This is a genomic window from Streptococcus sp. HSISS3 (genome assembly GCF_000448605.1).
Lineage (GTDB): Bacteria > Bacillota > Bacilli > Lactobacillales > Streptococcaceae > Streptococcus > Streptococcus raffinosi.
Map to the genome: position 1 here is coordinate 1,844,662 of NZ_CM002130.1, position 25,478 is coordinate 1,870,139.

Annotated in this window: 24 protein-coding genes, 1 tRNA gene, 2 pseudogenes and 1 CRISPR repeat array; of the genes and pseudogenes, 3 read left to right on the top strand and 24 right to left on the bottom strand. The window is 38.4% G+C overall.

Annotation, left to right across the window (positions count from 1 at the left end):
- Positions 1 to 116: 116 nt before the first annotated feature.
- The 6 genes from obgE to HSISS3_RS08440 all read right to left on the bottom strand — a co-directional run bounded on the left by obgE (position 117) and on the right by HSISS3_RS08440 (position 4,298).
- On the bottom strand, positions 117 to 1,430 hold the full coding sequence (gene obgE / locus HSISS3_RS08420) for a GTPase ObgE (RefSeq protein WP_008535223.1): 1,314 nt from the start codon (positions 1,428 to 1,430) through the stop codon (positions 117 to 119).
- A gap of 96 nt (positions 1,431 to 1,526) precedes the next feature.
- Positions 1,527 to 1,655 (bottom strand): DUF4044 domain-containing protein, encoded by a 129-nt coding sequence (locus HSISS3_RS11770; RefSeq protein ID WP_021146256.1) that lies wholly within the window; start codon positions 1,653 to 1,655, stop codon positions 1,527 to 1,529.
- 80 nt (positions 1,656 to 1,735) lie between these two features.
- Positions 1,736 to 2,467: a pseudouridine synthase gene (locus tag HSISS3_RS08425; protein WP_008535225.1), complete on the bottom strand. Its 732-nt coding sequence runs from the start codon at positions 2,465 to 2,467 to the stop codon at positions 1,736 to 1,738.
- On the bottom strand, positions 2,468 to 3,442 hold the full coding sequence (locus HSISS3_RS08430; RefSeq protein WP_021152385.1) for a GyrI-like domain-containing protein: 975 nt from the start codon (positions 3,440 to 3,442) through the stop codon (positions 2,468 to 2,470).
- Between the two features lie 13 nt (positions 3,443 to 3,455).
- Positions 3,456 to 3,839, bottom strand: a complete 384-nt coding sequence (locus tag HSISS3_RS08435) for a PaaI family thioesterase (RefSeq protein WP_008535228.1) — start codon at positions 3,837 to 3,839, stop codon at positions 3,456 to 3,458.
- Between the two features lie 93 nt (positions 3,840 to 3,932).
- The gene (locus HSISS3_RS08440; protein WP_021152386.1) at positions 3,933 to 4,298 is read right to left on the bottom strand and encodes an OsmC family protein; all 366 of its coding nucleotides are present in this window, start codon (positions 4,296 to 4,298) and stop codon (positions 3,933 to 3,935) included.
- Positions 4,299 to 4,547: 249 nt separating this feature from the next.
- Between HSISS3_RS08440 and HSISS3_RS08445 the strand changes: the two genes are divergently transcribed.
- Both HSISS3_RS08445 and HSISS3_RS08450 read left to right on the top strand, forming a co-directional pair.
- Complete coding sequence (locus HSISS3_RS08445; RefSeq protein WP_021152387.1) at positions 4,548 to 4,913, top strand: hypothetical protein; 366 nt, start codon at positions 4,548 to 4,550, stop codon at positions 4,911 to 4,913.
- Between the two features lie 115 nt (positions 4,914 to 5,028).
- On the top strand, positions 5,029 to 5,919 hold the full coding sequence (locus HSISS3_RS08450; RefSeq protein WP_021152388.1) for a DMT family transporter: 891 nt from the start codon (positions 5,029 to 5,031) through the stop codon (positions 5,917 to 5,919).
- A 36-nt stretch (positions 5,920 to 5,955) separates the two neighbouring features.
- Here HSISS3_RS08450 and HSISS3_RS08455 read toward each other — a convergent pair whose 3' ends face one another.
- The 18 genes and pseudogenes from HSISS3_RS08455 to HSISS3_RS08545 form a co-directional block, all read right to left on the bottom strand.
- On the bottom strand, positions 5,956 to 6,195 hold the full coding sequence (locus tag HSISS3_RS08455; protein WP_002884756.1) for a hypothetical protein: 240 nt from the start codon (positions 6,193 to 6,195) through the stop codon (positions 5,956 to 5,958).
- 81 nt (positions 6,196 to 6,276) lie between these two features.
- Positions 6,277 to 6,906: a CRISPR direct-repeat array (repeat unit 36 nt; unit sequence GTTTTGGAACCATTCGAAACAACACAGCTCTAAAAC).
- 321 nt (positions 6,907 to 7,227) lie between these two features.
- Positions 7,228 to 7,887 carry a type II-A CRISPR-associated protein Csn2 gene (csn2, locus tag HSISS3_RS08460; protein WP_021152390.1) on the bottom strand — a complete coding sequence of 220 codons (660 nt, stop codon included), beginning with the start codon at positions 7,885 to 7,887 and terminating at the stop codon, positions 7,228 to 7,230.
- Positions 7,877 to 8,221: a CRISPR-associated endonuclease Cas2 gene (gene cas2 / locus HSISS3_RS08465; protein ID WP_042767104.1), complete on the bottom strand. Its 345-nt coding sequence runs from the start codon at positions 8,219 to 8,221 to the stop codon at positions 7,877 to 7,879. The genes csn2 and cas2 overlap by 11 nt, the downstream gene beginning before the upstream one ends.
- Positions 8,218 to 9,087, bottom strand: coding sequence for a type II CRISPR-associated endonuclease Cas1 (gene cas1, locus HSISS3_RS08470; protein ID WP_021152392.1), 870 nt, complete (start codon positions 9,085 to 9,087; stop codon positions 8,218 to 8,220). The genes cas2 and cas1 overlap by 4 nt, the downstream gene beginning before the upstream one ends.
- A pseudogene (cas9, locus tag HSISS3_RS08475) lies at positions 9,087 to 13,242 on the bottom strand (type II CRISPR RNA-guided endonuclease Cas9). Before cas9 ends, cas1 begins: the two are co-directional and overlap by 1 nt.
- Positions 13,243 to 13,571: 329 nt before the next feature.
- The gene (gene serB, locus HSISS3_RS08485) at positions 13,572 to 14,219 is read right to left on the bottom strand and encodes a phosphoserine phosphatase SerB (RefSeq protein WP_021152396.1); all 648 of its coding nucleotides are present in this window, start codon (positions 14,217 to 14,219) and stop codon (positions 13,572 to 13,574) included.
- A 113-nt stretch (positions 14,220 to 14,332) separates the two neighbouring features.
- Positions 14,333 to 16,057 carry a septation ring formation regulator EzrA gene (gene ezrA, locus HSISS3_RS08490; protein WP_021152397.1) on the bottom strand — a complete coding sequence of 575 codons (1,725 nt, stop codon included), beginning with the start codon at positions 16,055 to 16,057 and terminating at the stop codon, positions 14,333 to 14,335.
- A 96-nt stretch (positions 16,058 to 16,153) separates the two neighbouring features.
- Entirely contained in the window at positions 16,154 to 18,106 is a 1,953-nt protein-coding gene (gene gyrB / locus HSISS3_RS08495; RefSeq protein ID WP_002887798.1) for a DNA topoisomerase (ATP-hydrolyzing) subunit B, read from the bottom strand.
- Positions 18,107 to 18,667: an HAD-IA family hydrolase gene (locus HSISS3_RS08500; protein WP_021152398.1), complete on the bottom strand. Its 561-nt coding sequence runs from the start codon at positions 18,665 to 18,667 to the stop codon at positions 18,107 to 18,109.
- Positions 18,668 to 18,752: 85 nt separating this feature from the next.
- Positions 18,753 to 19,448 (bottom strand): LrgB family protein, encoded by a 696-nt coding sequence (locus tag HSISS3_RS08505; protein WP_021146273.1) that lies wholly within the window; start codon positions 19,446 to 19,448, stop codon positions 18,753 to 18,755.
- Complete coding sequence (locus HSISS3_RS08510; protein ID WP_021146274.1) at positions 19,441 to 19,815, bottom strand: CidA/LrgA family protein; 375 nt, start codon at positions 19,813 to 19,815, stop codon at positions 19,441 to 19,443. Before HSISS3_RS08510 ends, HSISS3_RS08505 begins: the two co-directional genes overlap by 8 nt.
- Positions 19,816 to 19,967: 152 nt before the next feature.
- A tRNA-Thr gene (locus HSISS3_RS08515) sits at positions 19,968 to 20,038 on the bottom strand.
- 57 nt (positions 20,039 to 20,095) lie between these two features.
- A complete protein-coding gene (locus tag HSISS3_RS08520; protein WP_008535237.1) occupies positions 20,096 to 20,449 on the bottom strand; it encodes an arsenate reductase family protein in 354 nt (117 codons plus the stop codon).
- 33 nt (positions 20,450 to 20,482) lie between these two features.
- Positions 20,483 to 20,977: a methylated-DNA--[protein]-cysteine S-methyltransferase gene (locus HSISS3_RS08525; RefSeq protein WP_021146275.1), complete on the bottom strand. Its 495-nt coding sequence runs from the start codon at positions 20,975 to 20,977 to the stop codon at positions 20,483 to 20,485.
- A gap of 55 nt (positions 20,978 to 21,032) precedes the next feature.
- Positions 21,033 to 22,211 carry a 3-phosphoglycerate dehydrogenase family protein gene (locus tag HSISS3_RS08530; protein WP_008535241.1) on the bottom strand — a complete coding sequence of 393 codons (1,179 nt, stop codon included), beginning with the start codon at positions 22,209 to 22,211 and terminating at the stop codon, positions 21,033 to 21,035.
- An 18-nt stretch (positions 22,212 to 22,229) separates the two neighbouring features.
- A pseudogene (locus HSISS3_RS08535) lies at positions 22,230 to 22,787 on the bottom strand (GNAT family N-acetyltransferase).
- Between the two features lie 12 nt (positions 22,788 to 22,799).
- Positions 22,800 to 23,894, bottom strand: coding sequence for a 3-phosphoserine/phosphohydroxythreonine transaminase (gene serC, locus HSISS3_RS08540; protein WP_002887682.1), 1,095 nt, complete (start codon positions 23,892 to 23,894; stop codon positions 22,800 to 22,802).
- Between the two features lie 153 nt (positions 23,895 to 24,047).
- Positions 24,048 to 24,941 (bottom strand): ROK family protein, encoded by an 894-nt coding sequence (locus HSISS3_RS08545; RefSeq protein ID WP_021152401.1) that lies wholly within the window; start codon positions 24,939 to 24,941, stop codon positions 24,048 to 24,050.
- Between the two features lie 113 nt (positions 24,942 to 25,054).
- On the opposite strand from HSISS3_RS08545, the gene HSISS3_RS08550 reads away from it, so the two are divergent.
- On the top strand, positions 25,055 to 25,450 hold the full coding sequence (locus HSISS3_RS08550; protein WP_008535248.1) for a lactoylglutathione lyase: 396 nt from the start codon (positions 25,055 to 25,057) through the stop codon (positions 25,448 to 25,450).
- The last annotated feature ends 28 nt before the right edge of the window (positions 25,451 to 25,478 follow it).

The following is a 25,478-nucleotide window of genomic DNA, read 5'->3' on the forward strand; positions in this document are numbered from 1 at the left end:
GAAGGTTAGTCGGTCGATTTTACCGACTTAACGTAGTTAGTGAGGTTGATAGGCAGTTCGCCATAGCGACTGCCGTAGACTATCAAGTGCTTTAGCACTTAGAGAGTCTTTCAACGTCAATCCACAAACTCAAATTCGAAGTTACCAATACGAACAATGTCGCCATCCTTAGCCCCACGTTCACGGAGTGCTTCGTCAACTCCCATTCCACGCAATTGACGTGCAAATTTCATAATTGATTCGTCACGTTCCATGTTTGTCATGATAAAGAGTTTTTCAAGTTTTTCACCAGAAAGTACCCATGAAGCATCGTCATCGCGGCTAATTTCAAATGGACGTTCATCCTCGTTAAAGCCATAGTATACTTCTTCTTGTTCCATATCTTCTTCACTATAAAGTAAGAATTCATCTGTTTGATCAAGAAGTTCTGCGGTCGCTTCCAAAAGGTTCTCTAGACCTTGATGAGCCAAACTTGAAATTGGGAAAATTTGTGGTAACTCTTCGAATTCATCGTAATTAGCAGCCAATTTTTCCTTAAACTCTTTCAAGTTTTCCTCAGCCTCAGGCATGTCCATCTTATTAGCAACAATAATTTGCGGACGTTCCATCAAGCGCAGGTTGTAAGTTTCCAATTCCTTGTTAATTTGAAGGTAATCTTCGTAAGGATCACGCCCCTCACTTCCCGACATATCAATCACATGAAGGATAACACGGGTACGCTCAATGTGGCGAAGGAACTGTGTCCCCAATCCAACACCCTGACTAGCCCCTTCAATCAAGCCCGGAAGGTCAGCCATGGCAAAGCTCTCACCTGACTTAGTACGAACCATTCCCAAGTTAGGAACAATCGTCGTAAAGTGGTAGGCACCAATCTTTGGCTTGGCTGCCGTTACCACACTAAGAATTGTTGATTTACCAACAGATGGAAAACCAACCAAACCAACATCAGCCAAAATCTTCAGTTCCAACTGAAGTTCACGTTCTTCACCTGGTTCACCATTCTCAGCGATTTCAGGTGCAGGATTACGAGGCGTCGCAAAACGGATATTTCCACGACCGCCACGACCGCCATGAGCAATGACAAACTCTTGACCTTCTTCGACTAGGTCAGTAATAACCTTGCCCGTTTCAGCATCACGCACTGTTGTACCTGGCGGAATACTCACAATCAGGTCTTCGGCACCACGACCATGCATTCCCTTGGTCATCCCTTTTTCACCGTTCTTGGCCTTGAACTTACGGTTATAACGGAAATCCATAAGGGTACGCAAGCCTTCGTCAACCTTGAAAATGACTGAGCCACCCTTTCCGCCGTCACCGCCCCAAGGACCGCCATTCGGCACATATTTTTCACGACGGAAGGCAACCATCCCATCGCCACCACGACCAGCTTTGACGCTGATCTTGGCCGTATCTAAAAACATACTCATCTATTATTTTCTCTCTTTCTGACACATGTTGCATGCCCTCATTTCATCTTAAAGCAATGAGTTTCCGACATACACAAAAAAACGCTTAATAGCGTCTTAAAGGACAGCTGCGACTGCTTGGAAAATCAATGCCCCAACTGTTACTAATAACATAATTAAAACGACAACTATTGTCAGACGTTCAAAGAATGATTTCTTACGTGGTCCGTTATCTCCAAATGCCACTTGAATTTACCTCTTTTTTCTTCTAGTATATCATTTTAATGGTAACAAAAATCTACCTATTTCGCAACTGTTTGTTAAGCTTAAGCCAAAGGAATTCCAAAAACGCTTAATCCGTCTAACTCCTCTTGAGTCAATCGACGCCAAGTGCCAATTTCTAAATCATCTGGCAAAACTAAAGATCCCATACTCAAACGTTGCAAGTCTGTCACTTCCTTACCACAAGCAGCTACCATGCGCTTGACTTGGTGGAATTTACCTTCGGCAATGGTAACCTGAACTGTACTCGTTTTAACTGCCTGATCTACTGACAAAATCTCTAATTTAGCTGGTTGGCAAGTGTGGTCTTTTAGCTCAATTCCCTTTTCAAAAGCTTGCATATCTGCTTCGTCCATGACACCTGCTACCTTAGCTTGATAAATCTTGTCCACATGTTTTCTAGGTGATAACATAGCGTGAGCCAAATCACCATTGTTGGTCAATAGAAGCAGGCCATGAGTATCAATATCCAACCGACCAACCGGAAAAACCTGCTTGTGACGAGCTGTCTCATCCAGTAAATCTAAAACCGTCTTATGACGAGCATCTTCTGTTGCCGAAATCACACCTTTTGGCTTATTCAAGAGATAGTAAACAAAGGTCTCATGTGTTAGTTCCTGACTTTGATAAGCAATCTGGTCCTTCTTCTCATCAATCTGAGTCTTAGGAGACGTTTCCACCTGACCATTGACGGTCACCTGCTTTTTCTTAAGATAGATCTTGACTTGACTACGACTGCCAAGACCACAGTCAACCAAAAACTTGTCCAGACGCATCTACACATCCTCCTTTATCGGAATCCAAACTTCCATCTCATAATCTTCTGCCTGACGATTACCTGGTGGATAGACCTCTACCATGGGCTGGTTAATAATGTCAAAATGTTTCTTAGCATGCTGAAAACTCTCCCAGACCGCTGCTGTCGCCGGCCCCTTAAGTTTAAAAACTGCATAATTCGCCGGTGCAAGGGCAATCATCTCCAAGGCATCGTCCTCACCAGCCAAGGCAGTGACATAAGTTTTTCGACTTCCGTCAGTGATGCGAATCCCATAAGTAGTAAGGGACTGATCATCTCGCTCTGCAAGAAAAGGAATCCAGAGAGGCTCTGTCGGCTTGCCAATTTCTCCACCCTCAAAAGTCAGACCTGAAAACGTCAAAAAGCCTTTTTTAACAATTTCCATATCATAACGAACAGTCACCAGATGAAGTTTTTGAATAACCTGTTTCATCTCTGTTGGCTGAATCGGTGTCTCATCAGCTAAGGCATAGGAGATTTTTTCCACAAAGGCTTGCTTTTCCTTATTACCAGAACCTATAGGAACAAGCACCCAATCCTCTACCTCCACGCTTTTATCTTCACAAAGATAAGTGTAACGCTGACCGCCTTGGTTAAAAGATACTTCAGCCAAACGATAGAGGGGATCTGGGTAATCGACAACCACCATTTCCAGTGCACTTGCTTGGAACAAGAGTTCCTGATCCTTGAGACGTACCTTCATCGCCAAGCTATTCGCATCAATGAAAAAACCGTTATCAGAATCCATCATAGACTGAAAGAAGGCCTGGTGTAAGCCAGAGAAGGTCCAAACAACATGCCAACGACACATCATCTCATAGTCATCAATAGTCACGAGAAGAGACAGTTCTTGCTGATCAGCAGCATAAGAATAAGCTTGTACAATCACTTGTTCTGGTGTCAGGTAGTCATTGACAAAGACCGCAAAATCGTCCATGGTTTGAAAATCTGACATAAGCTCTTCCTCTCTAATCTTCTACTGCACCTGTCACATACATGGTAAATGTTGCCCTAGTTAGGATTTTCTCCTCCTGGTTAGTGACGAGGACATCCACCACCTTGGTAGACTTACCATTATGGACACAAAGCCCTTCAATCTTTAGGTCATCAGACAGATGTCCAGCCTTTAGATAATTGATATTAGACTGAAGTGTCACTGCATAATCACCTGTTGAGATGGCCACCAGTCCAGCCACCTGATCACAAAGCGTGAATAAATAACCACCATGTGCGTTGCCAAAATAATTTAGAGACTTCTCAACCACCTTTGTCGTCACGATGACATGACCAGTTTCAAACAGTTCTTCTCGAAAATTCTCAAATACTCGAATTTCATGTAGTTTGTCTTGCATAGCAAGCCCTCCTATCATTGTCTATTCCACTTTAAAGCAAATAGCTTATCTTTACTTACTAGTATAACACGAACTTGGTAAAGGATAATCAGCTTATGGAGCTAAGCTGATATCAACCACTATATCTTCACGAAAGAGCTTCTTGACACGACAAAACTCATCCACAAAAGCCAGCAATTTATCCTCATTTTCGATAACCAAGTTCTCAGGCAAATGTATCTTCAGCTTGAAAAGCCCCTCTTCATAGCTAGAATCAACCCGAATAGCAAGCTCCTCCTTTCCCTGAAACTTTGCAAAATAACTCTGTAAACACATGGTTACACAAGAAGCCAAAGCAATATTCACCAAACTCATGGGTGTTTCCCCGTCCTCAGTGTAGCCAAAAAGTTCCACAGGTGCCCCGTAACCCTCTGAAAGGGAATGATAAGGTTTGTCACCCTTAATAGTTGTTTGATACATCTTAGTCACCTCATTACGTTTTACTCTTATTATAACAAAGAGAAGCTGACCTACCGAGCTTAACGACTTGAACTGTCTGTCATTATGATGGAAAGCGTTAAGGAGCTAACCTCTTATTTTCCAATAGATTAGCCTAGCACAACACCACTATTACTGAGGAATTACAGTTAGATAAAATCGTTTGAGAGCGCTTTCGAATTTCCAATTTTTCCTTTACAATGGATGTATTAAGAAAAAAGGGAGACTATTATGAAAACATTTTCTAAACTAACTTTAGCCTCTGTCTCAGTTCTTGCCTTGTTGACCTTAGCAGCATGTGGCAACCCTAAAGACAAAACTGACTCGTCATCTTCAGCACCATCATCAAGCAAGGTGACCAAAGAATCTTCTTCAACTGATTCAAATGCTTCAGTAAAAGTCAACAAAGATGGATCAACTGAAGTCAGCGACGGAAACGATAACTCAGCAAAAACAAACGGCAATAACACTGTAGAAGCCAACGATAGCGAAGGTAACAGCGAAACAGTTGGTCAAGATGTTTCAGTCGAAGTTAATAGCCAAGACGGTACAAACGTCAAAGTCGGATCAGACGGAACTGTCTCAATTGGTAACTAAATAAGATAAAAAAGGCTAGCTATTCTGCTAGTCTATTTTTTAGATTCAGATTGATGTAAACGCTTCCTGAAAGTGTTATAATAGGCGTGGTAATCCAAATTCAGGAGGTGAGACAATGAAAAATAAAATCATCTTGGGATGTTTGGCTGCAGCGACTTGTGAGATTCTCTTTGGGCTCAGTTTTATCTTTACCAAATCTATTACAGCACAGGTCAGTGACCTGGCTTTAATCTCTTGGCGTTTTGTCACAGCCTTCCTTTTTATTAACCTCTATTTTCTCATCAGTCGACGTCGGATAAACATTAACGGTAGGAATCTTAAACCTCTGACACGTATTGCTATCCTCAATCCGATAATCTATTTTATCTGTGAAACAATTGGTATTCGTATGACGACAGCTTCTGAAAGTGGAGCCTTTCTTGCCTGCATCCCAGTTGTTGCCCTTATCATGTCTAGCCTTATTTTAAAAGAATGGCCCAGCCGTTGGCAGGTGGTCGGTGTCATCACAACCCTCGTCGGTATCATCATGGCTGTCTTTGCTGCTGGCGGTTCTACTCACTTCTCCCTGGTGGGCTACTTGATTCTAGGTCTAGCAGTTGTCTCCTACGCCCTGTATTGCGTTGATGTTGAAAGGGCTAGTCAATTCAGTAGTCTTGAGATTACTTATTTTATGCTTGCCAGTGGTTGCCTGACATTTGGACTCTTTGCACTCAGCCAAGGCTTTCTAGCAGGCGATTTGAAAGAGCTCTTGCTAATCCCTGTGACCAATCCAAAATTCACTATCACCATCCTTTATCAAGGCTTGGGATGCAGTGTTCTGGGCTATCTTCTATCAAATTTTGCCATCGCAAATATCGGGGTTAACCGAACAGCATCCTTTATTGGGATTTCGACAATTATCTCAATTCTAGCGGCTGTCGTCGTCTTAGGAGAACCCTTCTCGTATTTACAAATTTTTGCAGGAATTTTAGTCGTCTTGGGCGTCTATGTGGCCAATAAAACCTAAAACTCTCGGGAATTAATTTTCCGAGAGTTTTTAGTCTTAATCAAGCTCTGTTTGGATTAACACGACGAGTTCTTCCTCATTAGGAATGCTACTTACCGCAGTCGGCTCAGGTAAAGCCTTATCTCCATACCCCTTAATAATATGTGATAAGAACACAGACGCTTTTGTCATGGCAAGAGGTAAAGAATCTGCCCTAATGCTACGACCAAAATCAGGAAAACTAATTTGATAACCTTCCTCAATCGTGTGAAAAATCGCTGGATATTCGTATAACATGTCTCTTCCCCCATTTCAATACTATACTCCTCTATGATAAGATGCGTTTGAAGAGAAGTCAACCAAAAATCATTACAATGGGGTTTGAAACCATTCGAAACAACACAGCTCTAAAACGCCAAGAACGCTGACAATTCTGCGTTAAATGTTTTGGAACCATTCGAAACAACACAGCTCTAAAACTAGTATTAAGGTAGCTGAGAAAGAGTATAAGTTTTGGAACCATTCGAAACAACACAGCTCTAAAACACTTGTCCAAGACATACCGATTACAGATAGGTTTTGGAACCATTCGAAACAACACAGCTCTAAAACAATTTGTCTTAAACGGAATCAAAAACATTAGTTTTGGAACCATTCGAAACAACACAGCTCTAAAACACAAGCCCATTAAAGACCGTCATAGCAGACGTTTTGGAACCATTCGAAACAACACAGCTCTAAAACACCTAGTCTATACTCGATATCACTATTAATGTTTTGGAACCATTCGAAACAACACAGCTCTAAAACAAGGCTTGCATCTATGTCTTCCGTTAATTTGTTTTGGAACCATTCGAAACAACACAGCTCTAAAACTGTACCAGCATCGTAAGTCCCATTTCCACTGTTTTGGAACCATTCGAAACAACACAGCTCTAAAACTTCCCAGCAGAAACAAAACCTGTGATAAAAGTTTTGGAACCATTCGAAACAACACAGCTCTAAAACCTCGTATATCGTTTTTCTCTACCAGATTTCGTAATCGCGCTATTCATCTCAGCATGACTTCAGTTTCAAAATGATTCCATTTTATATTTATTATACCTTAAAAAACCTTATATATCAACGTTTTAGACAAGATGTGACTGTAACCATATTGGATTATTTCTTAATAATCATATGTAAAGCAACTTAACTCCTCCTCTATCAAAGCCTTATAATCTACTCTCTAACAAAATAATTATTCCATTCAACTTCATACAGAAACTACTAAATACTAAAAGATAGTCTTGAAATAACTCAAGACTATCTATACTTATTACCAAATTACTAGTTATTATAGGGCATCAAAATATAATCCTTGTCTAAAATAAATTGTTGAATCCCTTTAATCTGTCTAGGTTCCAAAAATAATACATCAGCTTGTAATAACTTTATATATTCCAAGATTTGATAAATTTCATCTTTAGAAAAATACGACAAGCTATTGACGAATACTAAAATTTTCTTTTTAACTAAATATTTGAAAATCTGTAAGATCTCAAATATTTTTTCAAAAACCGTACAAGACTTAGTTTCGATTCTGATACCTAATACTTTAACTAGTTCTAAAAGTGTAATCTCATCATACTCTATATCTAGTTCATTTTCTAAACACTCTGCCATTATAATATCAGTAATTAATGATACCAAAGAATCTATTTCTGATCTAACTTCAGGTTTATCATTCAACTGGTTTACAATATCTGTGTGAAGCAACTTTAATACCTGAGAAGTATTAATATCGTAACCTAAAATATCTGTTATTAAAAGTAATTCAGAGGACCTTATACTCCTTATTTTACTATCAAATATTGTTAAATTCGATTGTTCATCATACTGATAGAATTCCTTGACTAATTGAGCAAACACACTCACATCCTCAATTACGAGAACTGTCCCCTGGTTAACCTCCATAGGCTCACCCAAAAGCGAAAAATTAATCTTCATCAAAATAATTTTCTCCTAAGAACACTAACCTTTCGTCTGAATTGGCAATACTAGTGTTTTTATCTCCGTACAAATAAATCATACGGGCAAATTGCTTTTCAGTAACTGTTAGTATTGTTATATTTCCTTTTTTAGGATTATTAGCTTTAAGTCGTCCAACCATTGCTGTATTGGCGGTATTATTTAATAAAAGTTTACTATATACCGAAAACTGGTGCATGATGAAACCTTCACTTAAAAGAAACTTTCTAAACCTACGATACGCTTTCCTATCTTCAGCAGTATCTGTTGGCATATCAAACATTAATATCATTCGCATATATCTATAACTCATATTCTAAATTCAGGAATTTCCTCATCTAACTGATTTAACGCTTTTATAACTTTTTTTGTATAATCACTAACAATGTTTGATAAATACATCTCTTTTCCATTATAGGGATAGGTTTCTGAAAAAATCGAAAAGAGTTCTTTTTTGATTTTGACGAAATTATTATGACGATTTTGATAAACAATTCTATCTATAATTGGTCTAAATGGCTCCATAATATCACTAGCAAGGTTAAATTGATTAAACTGATTAGCATGCTTTAAACCAATTTGTGTCATACAACCACAGATGACAACCTCACGTGCAAACATACTCAATAATAAGGTATATCCATAATCCAATGCTGCATTGATATCATTATCACTTTCCCTAGTAAAGTCATTACCGAAAAGTGTATTAAAATAAATTCTGGCAGAGTGACCCTCACGATTACTAGGATCAAACTGTTCTAAACCATGATATAACTCCATAATTGATTGAGATTTCTCAAAGAAGGAACATTCTCCCAAATAGTAGGACTGATTCAATATCTTTTGTGCAATAATAGCCGTCCATACTTCACATTTAACATCTTCTTTCCAAGAAATTTGTCTAGCTATTTGTAGACTAGAATCATGACGTGCATAATACGGTGTAAGAAAAGCTGTCGGCAATCGTTTATCATCACAGAAAATAACAAGAATATTTTCATCAACTAATCTCTTTACTAACATAGTGGTTAGTACAATATCAGTAGTTTCCAATAAAAGTATATCAATCTCAGAAAGATGAATCATCTCAGTTTTATATGAGTTTCTAAAAATAAGGTGATTATTCTTATATGACAGTTTAGAATGTGTGTTTACGACTACTGTTCTCCAACCCGCCATTAATCCTCTCCTAGTTTGCCAAGGTCTATTCGTGTTTCATAGAGGCCTGTAACAGATTGGTGAATAAGTGTGGCATCTTTTAATAGGGATGATGGGGTATAGTCTCTATACCTTGAAATTTTAACACCTAAAAATTCAAAATCAGCAGCACCTCCGCGAGAGGTTAATTCAAATAGTCCCTTTCTTTCACTTCCGGTAGGTCCTATAAAACTACTACAGAGTTCATCTATACTATGATTTTGCCATGATTGAAAGGCAGATTTTAAGAGTTCACCATTCTTTTTAGCTCCAACATAATTCTCATTAAACTCAAGAATATAGTAAAATAATTCTTCAAACTCTTTTTTATGATTTTCAACATATTTTCTATGATTCTCATTAAATGTGCTACTTATTCTTTTAGCATGATAAAGTAATTTCACAAACTTCTGTGAAATAAAAATCTGATTCCCTTTGTGAATCTCTCCCCTCTTATTATTCGTTGACAAAATACTAGCCAACATCCGACGTGAACCATCTGAAAGTTCAAATAAACTATATTTAGGTAATTCAATAATTAACTCAATATCTTTATAACCTTTTTCAAGTAAAAAATTAAGTTTATCTTTTCTATAATAAATCCTATCTAAAATAGAAATTCCTTGAAATTCTAGTACATTTGTTATTTTTTCTTAGCACCTTTTTCAATTGTACCTTTAACAAGAATAGCAAATGAATTAGAAATTCCAGCATACCCTCCGTACTTTTTGGGGTCAAGGTACTCTTTAGCACCTACTAAATTTTCTTTACTATTTTGTTTTGGTTTCGAAGAAAGATTTGCATTAAACAATCCCTTTGGTTTTCCTCTATCCAATCCGTGATTCTGTTCCTCAACTTTTTTGACAACATTAACTTGTGAATATGAAAGAACTTTTCTAACAGTACTTAGGTCTGCTACTTTATTCCAAACGGATTCACCGGTCTCCTCATTTACCTCAATAAGTGGTCTTTCAATAACTGTACCATCAGCTAAAGAAATAGATTTTTTAAAGATATTCATGATATTTGAATAGAAATATACCTTTTCTGTAGCTGACTTTCTTTCTCTAAAACTATTGTATTTTGGATAGTCACCGTACACAAATTCTGGCTCTAGTTTAGGGTATTTCTTAAGTAAAGCACTTGCTACAACGGCATTCAAATAGGCATCATGAGCATGATGAAAATCATTGATTTCACGAACTTTATAAAGTTCAAAATCCTTACGAAATTGAGAAACTAAGCTAGATTTCAAGGTAATAATTTTTACTGTTCGTACCGCTCTATTATTTTCATCTTTTTTATTATTAAATTTCTCATCAAGTAAACGAGCTACATGTTTTGTTATTTGACGTGTTTCAACCAACTGGCGTTGAATAAACCCAGCTTTCTCCTCTTGTGACAAACCTCCTCGCTCAGCTTTTGTCAGATTATCAAATTTTCGTTGAGAAATTAATTTTGATTTCAATAATTGATACCAAAGTGTCTTTCTTTTTTTAACAACCTCTAAACTTGGAACATCATCTGATTTACCACGGTTGCTAGCAGATGAAACAAGTACTTTATTGTCAATAGAATCATCTTTCAAAAAAGCTTGAGGAATAATATGATCAATATCATAATTACTTAATCTATCAATATCTAATTCTTCTCCGGTATACATATCTTTTCCGTTTTGAAGATAATACAAATAAAGTCGATCATTTTGAAGTGCGTTATTGTCTATTTTAGAAAGTCTTGTAGGAACATTTTCCTTAAGTATCTTACTACCTAAGCCTTTGAGAGATTCTTCTAAACGTTTCAAGCGTTGTTGGGAATTAGACTTACCTTGATTGGTATATTGATTTTCACGAGCCATCTCAACAACAATTGACTCAGGTTCCCTTCCCATTACTTTAACCAATTCATCTACAATTTTTATACTTTGTAAAATACCTTTTTTAATCGCAGGACTTCCTGGCAAAGACTTAACAACTTGTTTAATATTATCTTTGTCACCAATAATTTGTGCTTTCTTTATCTTCTTTTTAAAAGAAAGAGCATCATCGTGAATAAGTTGCATGAAATTACGGTTAGAAACACCATCATCAATTAAGTAATCAAGAATAGTATTACCAGATTTTTCATCACGAATACCATTAATAAGCTTAGCAGATAACTTACCCCAGCCAGTGTAATGTCTACGAGATAACTTTTTCAAAACGGATTTATCGAATATATTCTCAAATTTTGAAAGACGTTGTTTTATCATCTCTCTATCTTCAAAAATTGTCAAAGTATGGATAATTTCTTCGATAATCGTTTCATTTGAACTATCATCCAAAAACTCTTTATCTTTAATAATATTTAAAAGATCGTGATAAGTAGATAAACTAGAATTAAACTGTTTCTCTATGCCTTTTAATTCAATTCCATCATATCCATCAATTGCATGTAAATATTCAATAATATCCTTATCAGTAACTTTCCTTTTATTTTTAAAATAAAGTCGGACAATATCTTTCTTCTGCTTACTATCTAAAAATTGATAATCTCTCATACTTTCGGCAATAAATCTAACTTTTGTTAATTCATTATATACAGTAAAAGTTTCGTATAAGAGACTATGCTTTGGAAGCACCTTCTCTTCTGGCAAATACAAATCAAAACTAGTCATTCGATTAATGAAAGCTTCTGCCGAAGATTCTTTGTCAATAACGTCCTCAAAATTCCAAGGTGTAATTTTTTCATTTCGTTTTCTTATTGACCAAGCGAAGTCACTATTCCCTCTCGCAAGTGGACCTACATAATAAGGAATTCGGAAGGTTAAAATCTTCTCAATTTTTTCTTTATTTTTAGCCAAGAAAGGATAAAATTTAGCTTGCTTATCAATAATAGCTCTCATTTCTTGAAGATGAATCTGATATGGTATCGAACCGTTATCAAATGTACGTTGCTTTCTTAAAAAGTCTTCTCGATTAATTTTTTCAAGAAAATAGTCCGCACCTTCAAGACCCGTCAATAGTTTTTTTAGATAAACGTAGAAATCTTCCTGATTTGTTTTTCCATCAATATAACCAGCATAACCATTCTTAGTGTCGTCTTTAAATACTTCGTTATAGGTTTCTAGCGAAATATTTCTTATATATGCCTTTAGTAAAGCCAAATCTCCTTCGTGTTCCTTATATCGCATTATCATGGCAGAAGAAAGAGGTGCTTCTGTCTCGTTATCAGTTACAGTCAGAATACCTGATAAAAGAATTGCGTCATAAAGTTTTTTGGCTTTGAGAAAGACATCACTGTAATCATCTCCAATGTGACCTAACAACGTCTCTAAATCTTCGTCATAGCTTTCTTTAGAAAAATGTAAGGAAGTTTTTTCGTCTAAATTAAAATATTTCCTAAAGTCAGCTTGATTTCCTACAATCAACTTCAGAAACTCTGAAAAAATCCCTGAATTCTTTTCCCCAGGAAATAGTTTTAATAAACGATCTTTCTTAGCTGATTTGCTAATTTTATCTTTAACAATTTCCTCAAGCTGTTTACTATTCTCAAGTGATAAATCCGATTCAAAAATAGCATTATAACTGTCCAAAAAATCTTGAAAATTCTTCTTAATATCATTATTTCTAGAATTAAAATCTCCTTCAATTAAGAAGTGACCTCTATACTTAATCATATGAGCCAATGCAAGATAAACTAGACGTAAATCTGCTTTTTTAGAACTATCTGCTAAATATTTCCTTAAATGATAGATAGTTGGAAATTCATCATGGTAGGTTTTTCTTTTACTAGGTTCCCAAAAATCGGATACTTACTGTCACGCTTTTCATCAGGAACTAAAAATGAGTCATCTAGTCTTTGAAAGAAAGATTCATCTATCTTAGCCATCTCTGTGCTAAAAATTTCCTGTAAATAAAGAATACGATTTCGACGTCTAGTATAACGGCGTCTTGCAGTACGCTTTAATCTTCTTCCTTCTGCTGTGATTCCGGATTCAAAGAGCAATGCCCCCAACAGGTTCTTTCTAACATATTTTTTACTGGTATTTCCTAAGACTTTCATTTTTTTAGACGGAACCTTGTAACTATCAGTTATAACGGCCCATCCAACACTATTCGTTCCAATATCAAGTCCAATTGAGTATGGCTTAGTCATACATTTCTCCTTATTTGAAAAATCTAAATTTATAGAAAATATTATACACTTATTAAATAACATTTCAATATCTGATAGAATTACTGATTAAATAGTATGACGTTAAAATCTTGTAATCAAGAATAAAATATTTTATACTTTACCCTGTAGTAATTGACATATTAGTTACAAAACTATATAATAATAGTGGTTTGAAACCATTCGAAACAAGACAGCGAGTTAAAATAAGGCTTAGTCCGTATTCAACTTGAAAAAGTGGCGCCGATTCGGTGCTTTTTTTATGCACAAAGAGTCCCTTGAAATCATCCAAAGGACTCTTTTTATCTCTACTATTTTCCAACCTCATCCAAGATCTCAATGACCTTATACAAATCTGGTTCTGAGATTTGGTATGGAGCTTGTTCACGGACGATTGGCTTGGCACAAAAAGCGATACCGATGCCAGCTGTCTTAATCATCGGCAAATCATTGGCACCGTCACCCATAGCAATAGTTTGCGAGAGGTCGAGGCCATTTTCTGCTGCCCAATCCTTGAGTTTGGCTACCTTGACATCTTTGGTGACGATTTCACCATAAACCTTACCCGTCAAAACACCATCTACCACCTCTAGATGGTTAGCCATAACATAGTCAATGCCTGCCTCCGAGGCTAGTCTGTCAACCGTCTCGTGGAAGCCTCCAGAAACCAAACCTACCTTGTAGCCACGTGCATGAAGTTCATCCACTAGTTCCTTAGCTCCCTTATTAAAATGAATGCGAGCATAGACCTTGTCAAAGATACTTTCTGGTAATCCTTTTAAGGTTGCTACACGCTCATTGAGAGCCTGTCTAAAATCCAGTTCACCACGCATGGCACGCTCTGTGATTTCAGCGACTTGTTGACCGACACCTGCCTCTTCTCCCAGTAAATCAATGACTTCTTCTTGGACAAGAGTTGAGTCTACGTCCATGACCAATAACCCTTTAACTTGTGACATAATTACCTCTCTTTTTTAAATACCTATTTTATTTTTAACTAGGTTGGCGTTTAACTGTAAAATAATAAATGCTTCTTACAAAAAATCCTGGACCAAGGTCCAGAATCTTTTACTTACATACGAATAAGTTCTCGTGTTTTCTCATAAGATGATACAAAACGCTCTGTTACACCAGGTTCTACTGTTTCCAAGGCGTAAGAAATTTCTTCTAAAGATGCATCATAATCGTGGTCAACTTCGAACAATTTTAGGGCGTGTTCAAAGCTACTTTGAACAGCAGGTTCGAAAGAACGGTAACGGTTTGAGTACTGCAAAAGCTGTTCTGTCAAGGTTGCATTTTGAACAACCAAGTAAGCTGTCTCTTCCAAATGATCGATGGCATTTTTAGAGGTTTCAGTCAAGCGCATTACCGCATCAATATTAATACGTCCACGGCTAAGCTCATCCATGAGAGCCTCAATCTGAGCGCTTGTTGAGAAGAAAACACTCAAGAAGGACTGAGGAATTCCTGGAAGGTTACGTTTTTCCATGAAACGCTTGATAACATGCAATTTATTAACATACACATCAAGTGCTTCACGTGCCTTAGCTTCATTTTTCTCAATAGCCTGAAGGTTTCCAAAGACCTCTACCTGTCCATTTTCAACAGCAGACAGGGTGTTGAGACTCTTTTCAAATGTTTTCTCGAGCTCTGAGAAAGGTTTAACCTGAGTATCAAAGTTTTCAAGAGTTGGGAGAACAGCTGTTTCCACACCTGAAATATCAGAAGCAAAGCTACGAACATCCGCAGCATAAGTTTCATCGAAGATGTAGGTTAACATGAGACGTTCAAGTTCTTCTTGAAGTTGCTTATTATTATTCTTAGCATGCTTGAGATAGTCTGGCAAGACTTTCTTGTGACGCATAACAACTTTGTAAGATGCAATTTCACGTTCAAAAATGCTATACAAGTTGTTAATCTTATCTTGAATCTCAACATTTTCTTCTTCCGCACGATCCAAGTCAAGAGAAACCAACTCACTTGAATTTGAACGGATAGCTTCACGAATCTCTTGGAAACGACGTTCGATATTTTTTTCAGGGAAGTGATAATTTTGCTCAATCAGCTTACGATAGCCAGATTCCAAATCATCCAACTGATCTGGGAAGTCGTCTTCCAACTTAGCGACAATGGCTGGAATCTTCTCTGAAATTTGACCCAAAGCAATCGTGTGCTCTTCTGCACGATCCAAAATACTTGATGCTTCAACAGGGTCACCCGATGAGTTGAGAGTCACGAATTCTGAAAACTCAGCTTCAATATTTTTAAGCTGTTTATTGATTTCGCTCATGGTAGAGCCAAAGTTATCAGAATTTTCTTCAATAGAGTTTTGCAACTCTTCATACAAGTCAAGAGCATGCTTCACACGAGCACTGTTCTTTTCTTCTTGTTTTTTCAAGGTTGAGAGAGCCTCACGGATAGACTTAATGTCTTCTTCCACAAGATCTAACTGACTCTCGATATTATTAATTTCACCACTAGCCTTGAAAAAATGGAAGGTATCGTTCATATTTTCAGCTTCGAAAATATGATTTTCAATATCTGCAAATGAATTTGTCGAGATATCTACCCATTTCTGATTCCATTCACGGAAGGTTGTCTGACTTTGCCCAATCAAGTGAAGCTTTTTGACTTCTTCAATTTCTTCATTTATCGGCAAGTCAAACAAGCCTTGCTTGCGTTCTTCAAGATTTGCAATCCGCGAATCATTTCGTTTTCTAATAAGAATACCGACTAAGTAAGCGACAATTACAAGTATAACTACCACTACAATCAGTAAAACAATTCCGCTAGACATAGTTTCTCCTTAATCGTCTATTATGTTCATAAATGTAGAATAACATTACGATTATATCATAGTTATCCTAGCATTGCACCCTTTTCTAAAAGAATATTAGATATCTAGAGTACTGTAAACGGCATTTTCTTCGATAAATTCGCGGCGAGGTTCAACCTTGTCCCCCATCAACATATCAAAAATCTTATCTGCTTCTGCAGCATCATCCACAGAAACTCGTGCCATCAAACGATTTGCAGGATCCATGGTTGTTTCCCAAAGTTGGTGATCATCCATTTCACCTAAACCTTTGTAACGTTGTACTGTAGGTTTTGAACGTCCCACACTGTAATTTTCAAGAGCAGCACGTAATTTTTCTTCCTGATTTACACCTGGTTGGATGTACTCTTTGATTTCAGAGCCAACCTTAACCCCATAAATTGGAGGTTGAGCAATGTAAACATAACCCGCTTCCAAGATTGGACGCATAAAGCGATAAATCAAGGTCAAGAGCAAAGTACGAATGTGAGCTCCATCAACATCGGCATCGGTCATGATAACCAATTTGTGGTAACGAGCCTTGCTGACATCAAACTCTGCACCAAATCCTGTACCCATAGCTGTGAACAGGGAACGAATTTCTTCATTAGCCAGAATCTTATCCATGCTTGCCTTTTCAACATTCAAAATCTTACCACGAATAGGTAGGATGGCTTGGAATTCACGGTTACGACCTGACTTAGCAGAACCACCAGCTGAATCCCCTTCGACAATGAAGAGCTCATTCATTTCGGCATTGTTTGACGAACAATCCGCCAACTTACCTGGAAGGTTAGAGATTTCAAGGCCTGACTTCTTACGGGTCACTTCACGCGCACGCTTGGCTGCAATACGAGCCTTAGAAGCCAAAATTCCTTTTTCAACAATCTTTTTAGCGATAGCTGGATTTTCCAAAAGGAAACGACTAAGGGCTTCGCTGAAAAGACGGTTAGTAATCTTAACCACTTCAGAGTTCCCTAGCTTGGTCTTGGTTTGACCTTCAAATTGTGGGTTGGGATGCTTAACAGAGATAATGGCTGTAAGACCTTCACGAACATCGTCCCCAGTCAAATTATCATCTTTATCCTTAAGAATCTTATTTTGACGTGCATAATCATTAATGACACGTGTTAAGGCCGTACGGAAACCTTGCTCGTGAGTACCACCTTCATGGGTGTGGATGTTGTTGGCAAAACTCATGACAGTTTCATGGTAGCCAGTCGTATACTGCATAGCAACTTCGACTGAAATACCATCCATTTCACCATCCGTGTAAATAGGCTCATCAAAGATAACATCCTTGTTTTCATTGATGTATTTGACATAAGAGGTGATACCACCCTCATAGTGATAATGTTTCTCTTGCTCAAGACCCTCACGTTTATCAGTGATCGAAATGCGTAACCCCTTGTTCAAGAAGGCCAATTCTTGGATACGTTTAGCTAATTTTCCAAAATCAAACTCCGTTGTTTCTTGGAAAATTTCTGGATCCGGAGTAAAGTGAACGGTTGTTCCGTGTTTCTCTGTATCACCAATAATCGCTAAATCGTCTACCACAACACCACGTTTATACTCTTGGAAGTGAATATGGCCATTTTTATAGACCTTAACATCCAGTTGGGTTGAGAGGGCATTGACGACCGAAGAACCAACTCCGTGCAAACCACCAGAGACCTTGTAGCCGCCACCGCCAAATTTACCACCAGCGTGAAGGACCGTAAAGACTGTTTCAACCGCTGGACGACCTGTTTTCTCTTGGATGCCTACTGGGATACCACGACCGTCATCGACAACCGTAATGGAATTGTCAGGCTCAATAAAAACTTGAATATGAGTGGCAAAACCAGCCAGCGCCTCATCAATAGAGTTATCAACTATTTCCCATACCAAATGATGCAAGCCCTCTTTAGAGGTTGAGCCAATATACATCCCTGGGCGCATACGCACCGCTTCAAGTCCTTCTAGAACTTGAATCTGACTAGCATCATATTCTTGTGCTTTTTCTTCGAAATTTTTTAATTCATCAGTCATCTATGTCACTATCTCCAATAATGATTTATGGCCATCAACAAGTAAGGTGTCCATACCTGCCGCTTTTCCAGCCTCAATATCTATCTGGCGGTCACCAATGACCAAGCCGTGTTTAATATCGTATTTTTTTATTAAATAAAGGAAACTCTCAGGACTAGGCTTTCTCGCAAAACCATTTTCCGAAGTTACAATCTCTGTAAAGTAAGGAGTTATCTCTGCTTTATCCAGGATGTCTAGCACTAGATGGTTACGGTGGCTAACCAAAAAGTTACGCCCACCTTCAGCTACAATCTTAGCCAGAATCGCCTTAGCTCCTTCAAAAAGCACAGGTTCTTGCAAATGCTTAGCCTCTTCCTGCTTATATAGGGTGCGAAAATCAGCTATATCAGGTGCAAACATTCCAATAGCAGTACTGGTTGACACCTTAAGAGCATCATAGACTGCTTGAAATTCCGCCGTACGGTTAAATTGTTTCAAAGTTGCTTGAAAGGCTTGGGTTGACACCTGATAATTATCTAGTAAGGTACCACCCAAATCCCAGATATAATCTCCATAATTCATAACCTTAATTATAACATAAAAGGTCAGATTTTGCTTGTTTTTCACAGCTAAAAAGGCTTGGAAAACCAGTCCAAGCCTTAATTTTTTAGCTTAAAATCAAACTAGCCACAATAGGGCTAATAAAGACGTATAAAATCCCTGTCACAGCTATAGATAATCCACCCATGGCACCTGCTACTTGGCCATATCTAAAGGCAGCTCCAGTACCTACGGCATGTCCAGTTCCTCCGAGAGCAAGCCCAATAGCTACCGGGTCCTTGATCCCCATTATTTTGAGAAAAACAGGACCTAGGACAGAGGTTAAAATTCCCGTAATAACAACGACTACTAGGGTAACGGTCGTAATCCCTTGCATTTTTTCAGAAATCCCCACAGCCATGGCCGTCGTTACAGACTTTGGAAAGAGGGAAATCGCTAGGAAATAATCCATCCCAAAAAGCTTAGCAATCAAGGCCGTGTAACTTGTATTGAGAACACAGGCCAAAGTCGAACCAATCAAGATACTCTTATAATGGTGACGCATGAGGTGAAGATTTTTATAAAAAGGAACAGCTAGGGCAACCGTTGACGGAATAATCAAGCTATTAAGGTATGACCCACCCACATAGTAATCCTTATATGAAATTCCTGTATAGTGCAAAATCAAGATAATCAAGGCAGTAGATACAAGAAGAGGTGTTGTCAATGGATTAGGAAAACGACGGTAAATCAAAAGCCCGATTGTATAGGCCAACACAGAAAGGGTTAAGCCAAACAAGGGTGTGTTATAAAAATTAGCCACGTTTAACCTCCTTGTAGTCACCTTCGAAGTGTTTCTTGATAAAGCCAACAACTACTGCAATCACTACAATATTAAGAACCAAGGCACCCATAATAATCAAAATAATAGGGACAATGTTATCAGAAATAGCATCCCATCGTTCCATAATACCGACACCTGCTGGCAAAAATAGAATGGTCATATTAGCTATTAAAAATTCTGCGACTGCATGAATATGACGCAAACGAATCCACTTGAGCTGCAGAGCAATCAAAAGCAAGAATAGACCAATAATGCTTCCAGGTATGGGTAGTTTAAAAAAAGTTGAAATGGCTTCGCCGATAACGGCAAACAAACAAATCAACATGAATTGAACGTAGTATTTCACGAGTTGCCTCCTAGGTTTAATCACCTAATAGTCTACTCCTTTTTTCTTGGATTTCAAGAGTTTTCAGTAAATTCTTTTGAAAAATCCCTACCGTCCACGGGCTCCCTTTGAACAAGAAAAAACTCCAGCTCTAAGCTGGAGTAAATCACAGATGCCACCACCGAGAATTGAACTCGGAACGGAGCATTACCATTGCTCTATTATACCATTTAACTATAGCGGCAACTGTTTCTATCTTACCATATCACTGTTTACCGTGGCAAGACATTTTGCTTATTTTTTATAAATTTAAGTCTTGGTAAGGCGTACGGTAGCCAATTTGTAAAACCTTACCATCCTTAATCAAGATAGGACGTTTAATCAGCATACCATCTGAAGCTAAGAGTTTTACAGCTTCATCTACCGATAAGGTTGGAAGCTTGTCCTTCAATCCTAAAGAACGGTAGGATTGTCCACTCGTATTAAAGAATTTCTTGAGCTCTAAATCTGACCCCTCTAGAAGCTCTTTTAGAAATTGAGCTGAAGGTGGATTTTCCTTAATGTTGATGGACTCAACCTCAATACCTAATTGATTGAGTTCAGCTTTAGCCTTACGACAAGTGCTGCATTTTGGATATTCATAAAAAGTATACATGTTTTTCTCCTTTTCTATAGCATAAGCATGTTTCTACATCTTGTCAAACCTAAGCCCTTCCAAATGGAGTAAGAAACGCTTGGCAGCCTCTCCAGCAGCATAATTTCCTATATGACCGGTGTTAGGTAGGACACGGTGACAAGGAATAAGTATCAACCAGGGATTCTTCCCAACAGCGGTTCCAACAGCCTGAGCTGAATGACAAGAAAGCTGCTTACCAATCTGACCATATGATCTGCTTTGTCCATACGGAATCGCTCTTAAAGCCGACCAAACTTTTTGTTGGAAGTCTGTTCCTCGTTCAGCTAATGGAAGGATATTTGGGCTTGGATTTTCACCTTCAAAATAGGCCTGCAACCACTTCTTTGTCACTTCTAAAATAGGATTTGAGGTGTCTACTAACTTTTCTTCCTCAAGACCAGCTTGAAAATGATTTTGTCCTTCTAACCATATACCATAGAGGGCTTCCTCACTAGCCACCAAGGACAGGCGACCAAGGGGAGATACATAATACTGACGATAAAACATAGGTTCATTATAACAAAAAGACAGGAAACACATGTCCCTGTCAGCTTATTTTGAATTATTTACCTTTAATCAAACGTACTCGTACGATATTGTCACTAGCCTCGAACTTAGCGACCAATTCATCAATCTTAGACTTGTCTGTTTCATCAAGGTCAAGAAGGGTATAAGCATACTCTCCCTTTGAACGGTTGATGATATTGTCAATATTGATATTAAAATCAGAGACCGCTGTTGAGATACGAGCCACAATGTTAGGCACGTTTTTATTAATCAAGGTGATACGATATGGAGCGCTCAAAGCTTGTTGTACACGTGGGAAGTTAACAGAATTGACAATTTCACCTGTTTCCATGAAGCGACGGATGGTTTGACCAGCCATAATCGCACAGTTGAGTTCTGCTTCACCTGTTGAACCACCCACATGCGGGAAGACTGTCACATTAGGCTTGTTAAGCAGTTCTTCTGTCCCAAAGTCCGTGATATAACGTTTTACTACACCTGTTTCCAAAGCATCAAAGAGCGCATCATTCTCTACCAATTCTGCACGGGCAAAGTTGATGATTGTTGTTCCTTTTTGCATGAGGTTAAAGGCGTCCGCATTGAAAGTACCTTTCGTATCAGGTGTCAACGGAACGTGAACGGTGATATAGTCACAGTTTTCAAAGATTTCTTTGAGATCAGAAACACGTCTGACATGGTGAGAGATATTCCAGGCAGCTTCAATAGAAACATATGGGTCATAACCATAGACCTTCATTCCCAAACGGTAAGCATCATTGGCAATACGGGCACCAATGGCACCAAGTCCGATAACACCAAGTGTTTTACCAGCAATCTCACTACCTGCAAACTGTTTCTTACCTGCTTCGATTTGTTTAGGCACATCGTCACCACTAAGCGTATTAACCCAAGCATTGGCCGCAATATAGTCACGTGCTGAGAGCAAGATAGAAGCCAAAACAGCTTCTTTAACTGCATTAGCATTAGCTCCTGGAGTATTGAAGACAACAATTCCTTTTTGAGTGGCTTCAGCAACTGGGATATTGTTAGTACCGGCACCGGCACGAGCAATGGCTTTCAAATTTTCAGGGAAAACTGTATCATGGAGATTTTGACTACGAATGATGTAAGCATCCGGATTTTTCGCTAAATCACCATCGATTTGAAAATGATTTCCAAGTTCCTTCAAACCAATCTGGTTAATATTGTTATACGTTTTTACACTAAATACCATAATTTTATTCCTCTTAAATCAATGTATACCATGATGGGTTGCCTCATCAACTTCTTGATAGAAGGCCTTTTCCCTCTTGGTTTTGATTTTCTGATAGGCAAATCGTTCCCCGTCAATAGGAACCTTGCCACAATAGACATAACCTAGTTTCTCCAAAATATGCTACATGACAAGGTTCTTTTCATGCGTGTCGCAACGAAAATCATGAGCGTCAGTTCCCTCGATAAGACCTTGAATAAAGGTTTGAGCGACCCTTTGACCTGTAACCTCAGTCAAAACGGCAATCCTATGAAAAGTAATGTATCGCTTATTGTGATGCTTCCAATCACCGTCATAGATTTTGTCGTAAGCAGGGTCTCCATCAGTAACCACCGCAGCATAAGAAACAATTTGACCGTCAATGATACCGACATAGGCTTGTCCTTTGAGGACATCATCAAAGATGGTTTCTTCAGTAGGGTAACCATCAGCCCCTTGCCATTGGGAACTGCCAGCTTCTGCTAGAGCAGCTCTGGCACTCTCAATAACCGTCATGATGGGCTTAATTTCATTTGGAAAGGCTTGTCTAATTTCCATCTCTTTACCTAATTACTTATTTTCAGCTTCAAATTTCTTCATAAAGTCGATCAAATCAAGGACACCTTGGCGTGGAAAGGCGTTATAAACACTGGCACGCATACCACCAACTGAACGGTGACCCTTGATATTCTTGAAACCAAGAGCATCTGCTTCTGCTACAAATTTAGCATCCAAGTCTTTACTTGGCGTGACAAATGGAATGTTGCAGACAGAACGATCCTTGGCATCTTTAACAGGATTGGTGTAAAAATCAGATGACTCGATATAATCATAAAGAAGACCTGATTTTTCACGTTGAATTTCCGCCATCTTATCTACGCCACCAATTTCATTTTTAACCCAGTCAAAGACGAGTTTTGAAATATAAATACTGAAACATGGTGGTGTATTGTAAAGTGATCCTGCTTCAGCTTGAATACGGTAGTCCAACATAGCAGACAATTGTGGTTGGTCGTTAAGGAAGTCTTCACGGACGATAACCACTGTCACACCAGCAGGTCCAATATTTTTCTGAGCACCAGCATAGATAAGGGCAAAATCTTCAACGTTATAGCGAGCAGCCAAAATATTTGAAGACATATCAGCTACAATTGGCACACCATTGGTATCAGGCAAATCATAGATAGCTGTTCCTTCAATGGTATTGTTAGTAGTCAAGTGAACATAGGCAGCTTCTGGATCAATCGTTGAAGGATCAAAACTTGGAATATGATCGTAAACAGTATCCTCAGATGACGCCAAAAGAATTGGTTCAAAAGGAATGGTTTTTGAAAGTTTAACAGCTTCTGTATAAGCTTTTTTACCCCATGAACCACCTACAAGGTAGTAAGCTTTCTTACCTTGAGCGAGGTTCAGTGGTAGCATTGAGAATTGTGTAGAGCCGCCACCTTGCAAGAAAATAACCTTATAGTTATCAGGAATAGCCATAAGCTCACGAAGTGTCGCTTCCGCATCTTTAACGATTTTGTCAAATTCTGGAGAACGGTGGGACATTTCTAGCACGGACATACCGGAATCTTGGTAGTTAAGCAATTCAGCTTGCGCTTTTTCAAGCACTGGTTTTGGTAATGTAGCAGGTCCTGCTGAGAAATTATAAATTGTCATAAAGACACCTCCAAAATTTTAATGGTCCCATTATAGCGAATTTTCTGAATATTGTAAAGTCCTAAGAGCAAAAAACGAACGGAATTGCCCGCTCGTCACAAAAAAGTTAGGTATTTTATGTATATTTTTGCTGCCATTTTATTTTAGTATCCGTTATCTCTGTTTAAGGAAATAAGCCGCACCAATCAAATTAGCACCATTATGGTGATGGCAGGCGACAATTTTAGGTCGTTTAATAATTTTTCCGATAAAGTCTATCTCATGGCGAACCTTATCAAACTGGCGGTTGACCTCCTCAATCAGAACCGGCTGAGCTGAAATACCACCTCCAAGAACAAAGATTTCCATATCAAAGATGGATTGAAGATTTAGAATAGTAATGGCTAAGCTTCGACAATAGGCCTCAAAAATTGGATAAACAGCTTCATCTCTAGCATTGATTGCCTTAAAAGCTTCACGACCATCTTTTAAATCAGCATTACCCAGCACTTCATTAACCCTAGTAATGAAACCAACAGCTGAAAGAGTTGTTCCTCGCATTTGTGAAGGATTAACTTTTTCCATTTGAACTGGAAGAAGAAATGTTAACTCAGCCGCTTGAAAGTGACTTCCTTGAAAAAGTTTACCATTAATAATAAGACCACCACCTAGACCTGAACCCAAAACAAGGGCTGCACCGTTGGTCACTCCCTGTAAATGCCCCATCGCCAGCTCGCCTAAAGCTGCTGCTTTCCCATCATTAAGAGCCGTGACTGGTAAATGATACTTGGCTTCAAGGATGTCTTTGATACGAAAACCGTGGAAGAATCGCAACAAGCCTCCGTGATAAATAACACCCTCATCAGTATCTACTGTCCCAGGAACACTGATAGCAATGCCCGTTAAGGCTACTTTAACCGACGTTACCAAATAGTCAATCACATCAAGGGTTTGATTCAAGGTTTGTGGAGATGATTGCGTTGGTAGACTCTTTTCAAGGGCAAACTCCTCCGAAACAAGGGCAGACTTGACCTGAGTTCCGCCAAAATCAATCGCTAAAATAGTCATAGATACCTCCTCAGATTCTTTTTCGCCATTATATCACATGTAGCTAAGACTAGAAAAAACGGTCCCAAAATGCTACTATGAGAATACAAAATTAGATAAAAGGAGTCTCTCACATGACTAAATTCCTACACACTTGTGTTCGTGTTAAGGACCTAGAAGCTTCACTAAACTTTTACCAAGACGCTCTTGGTTTCAAAGAAGTCCGTCGTAATGATTTTCCAGAATATAAATTCACGCTTGTCTACATGCAACTCGAAGACGATCCTGATTACGAGTTGGAATTAACATACAATTACGATCATGAAGCTTACGACCTTGGAAATGGCTATGGACACATCGCTGTTGGTGTTGATGACCTAGAAGCTACACACCAAGCCCACAAAGAAGCTGGCTACACTGTCACTGATCTCTCAGGTCTTCCTGGTAAACCAAAAATGTACTATTTTATCACTGATCCAGATGGCTATAAGATTGAAGTTATCCGCTTGGCTCAGTTCTTAGAAAAATAAACAAAAAAGTCAGATTATCTCAAATCTG

Excerpts from the sequence above, each read along its gene's own strand:
- HSISS3_RS08445 (WP_021152387.1), top strand. The coding sequence starts at position 4,548 with ATGAAAACATTTTCTAAACTAACTTTAGCCTCTGTCTCAGTTCTTGCC.
- HSISS3_RS08545 (WP_021152401.1), bottom strand. The coding sequence starts at position 24,941 with ATGACTATTTTAGCGATTGATTTTGGCGGAACTCAGGTCAAGTCTGCC.
- HSISS3_RS08435 (WP_008535228.1), bottom strand. The coding sequence starts at position 3,839 with ATGCAAGACAAACTACATGAAATTCGAGTATTTGAGAATTTTCGAGAA.
- HSISS3_RS08525 (WP_021146275.1), bottom strand. The coding sequence starts at position 20,977 with ATGTTTTATCGTCAGTATTATGTATCTCCCCTTGGTCGCCTGTCCTTG.
- gyrB (WP_002887798.1), bottom strand. The coding sequence starts at position 18,106 with ATGACTGATGAATTAAAAAATTTCGAAGAAAAAGCACAAGAATATGAT.
- HSISS3_RS08455 (WP_002884756.1), bottom strand. The coding sequence starts at position 6,195 with ATGTTATACGAATATCCAGCGATTTTTCACACGATTGAGGAAGGTTAT.
- HSISS3_RS08425 (WP_008535225.1), bottom strand. The coding sequence starts at position 2,467 with ATGCGTCTGGACAAGTTTTTGGTTGACTGTGGTCTTGGCAGTCGTAGT.
- HSISS3_RS08500 (WP_021152398.1), bottom strand. The coding sequence starts at position 18,667 with ATGAATTATGGAGATTATATCTGGGATTTGGGTGGTACCTTACTAGAT.
- HSISS3_RS08530 (WP_008535241.1), bottom strand. The coding sequence starts at position 22,211 with ATGGTATTTAGTGTAAAAACGTATAACAATATTAACCAGATTGGTTTG.
- HSISS3_RS08550 (WP_008535248.1), top strand. The coding sequence starts at position 25,055 with ATGACTAAATTCCTACACACTTGTGTTCGTGTTAAGGACCTAGAAGCT.
- obgE (WP_008535223.1), bottom strand. The coding sequence starts at position 1,430 with ATGAGTATGTTTTTAGATACGGCCAAGATCAGCGTCAAAGCTGGTCGT.
- serC (WP_002887682.1), bottom strand. The coding sequence starts at position 23,894 with ATGACAATTTATAATTTCTCAGCAGGACCTGCTACATTACCAAAACCA.
- cas2 (WP_042767104.1), bottom strand. The coding sequence starts at position 8,221 with ATGAGTTATAGATATATGCGAATGATATTAATGTTTGATATGCCAACA.
- HSISS3_RS08450 (WP_021152388.1), top strand. The coding sequence starts at position 5,029 with ATGAAAAATAAAATCATCTTGGGATGTTTGGCTGCAGCGACTTGTGAG.
- cas1 (WP_021152392.1), bottom strand. The coding sequence starts at position 9,087 with ATGGCGGGTTGGAGAACAGTAGTCGTAAACACACATTCTAAACTGTCA.
- HSISS3_RS08520 (WP_008535237.1), bottom strand. The coding sequence starts at position 20,449 with ATGTATACTTTTTATGAATATCCAAAATGCAGCACTTGTCGTAAGGCT.
- csn2 (WP_021152390.1), bottom strand. The coding sequence starts at position 7,887 with ATGAAGATTAATTTTTCGCTTTTGGGTGAGCCTATGGAGGTTAACCAG.
- HSISS3_RS08430 (WP_021152385.1), bottom strand. The coding sequence starts at position 3,442 with ATGTCAGATTTTCAAACCATGGACGATTTTGCGGTCTTTGTCAATGAC.
- ezrA (WP_021152397.1), bottom strand. The coding sequence starts at position 16,057 with ATGTCTAGCGGAATTGTTTTACTGATTGTAGTGGTAGTTATACTTGTA.
- serB (WP_021152396.1), bottom strand. The coding sequence starts at position 14,219 with ATGTCACAAGTTAAAGGGTTATTGGTCATGGACGTAGACTCAACTCTT.
- HSISS3_RS08440 (WP_021152386.1), bottom strand. The coding sequence starts at position 4,298 with ATGTATCAAACAACTATTAAGGGTGACAAACCTTATCATTCCCTTTCA.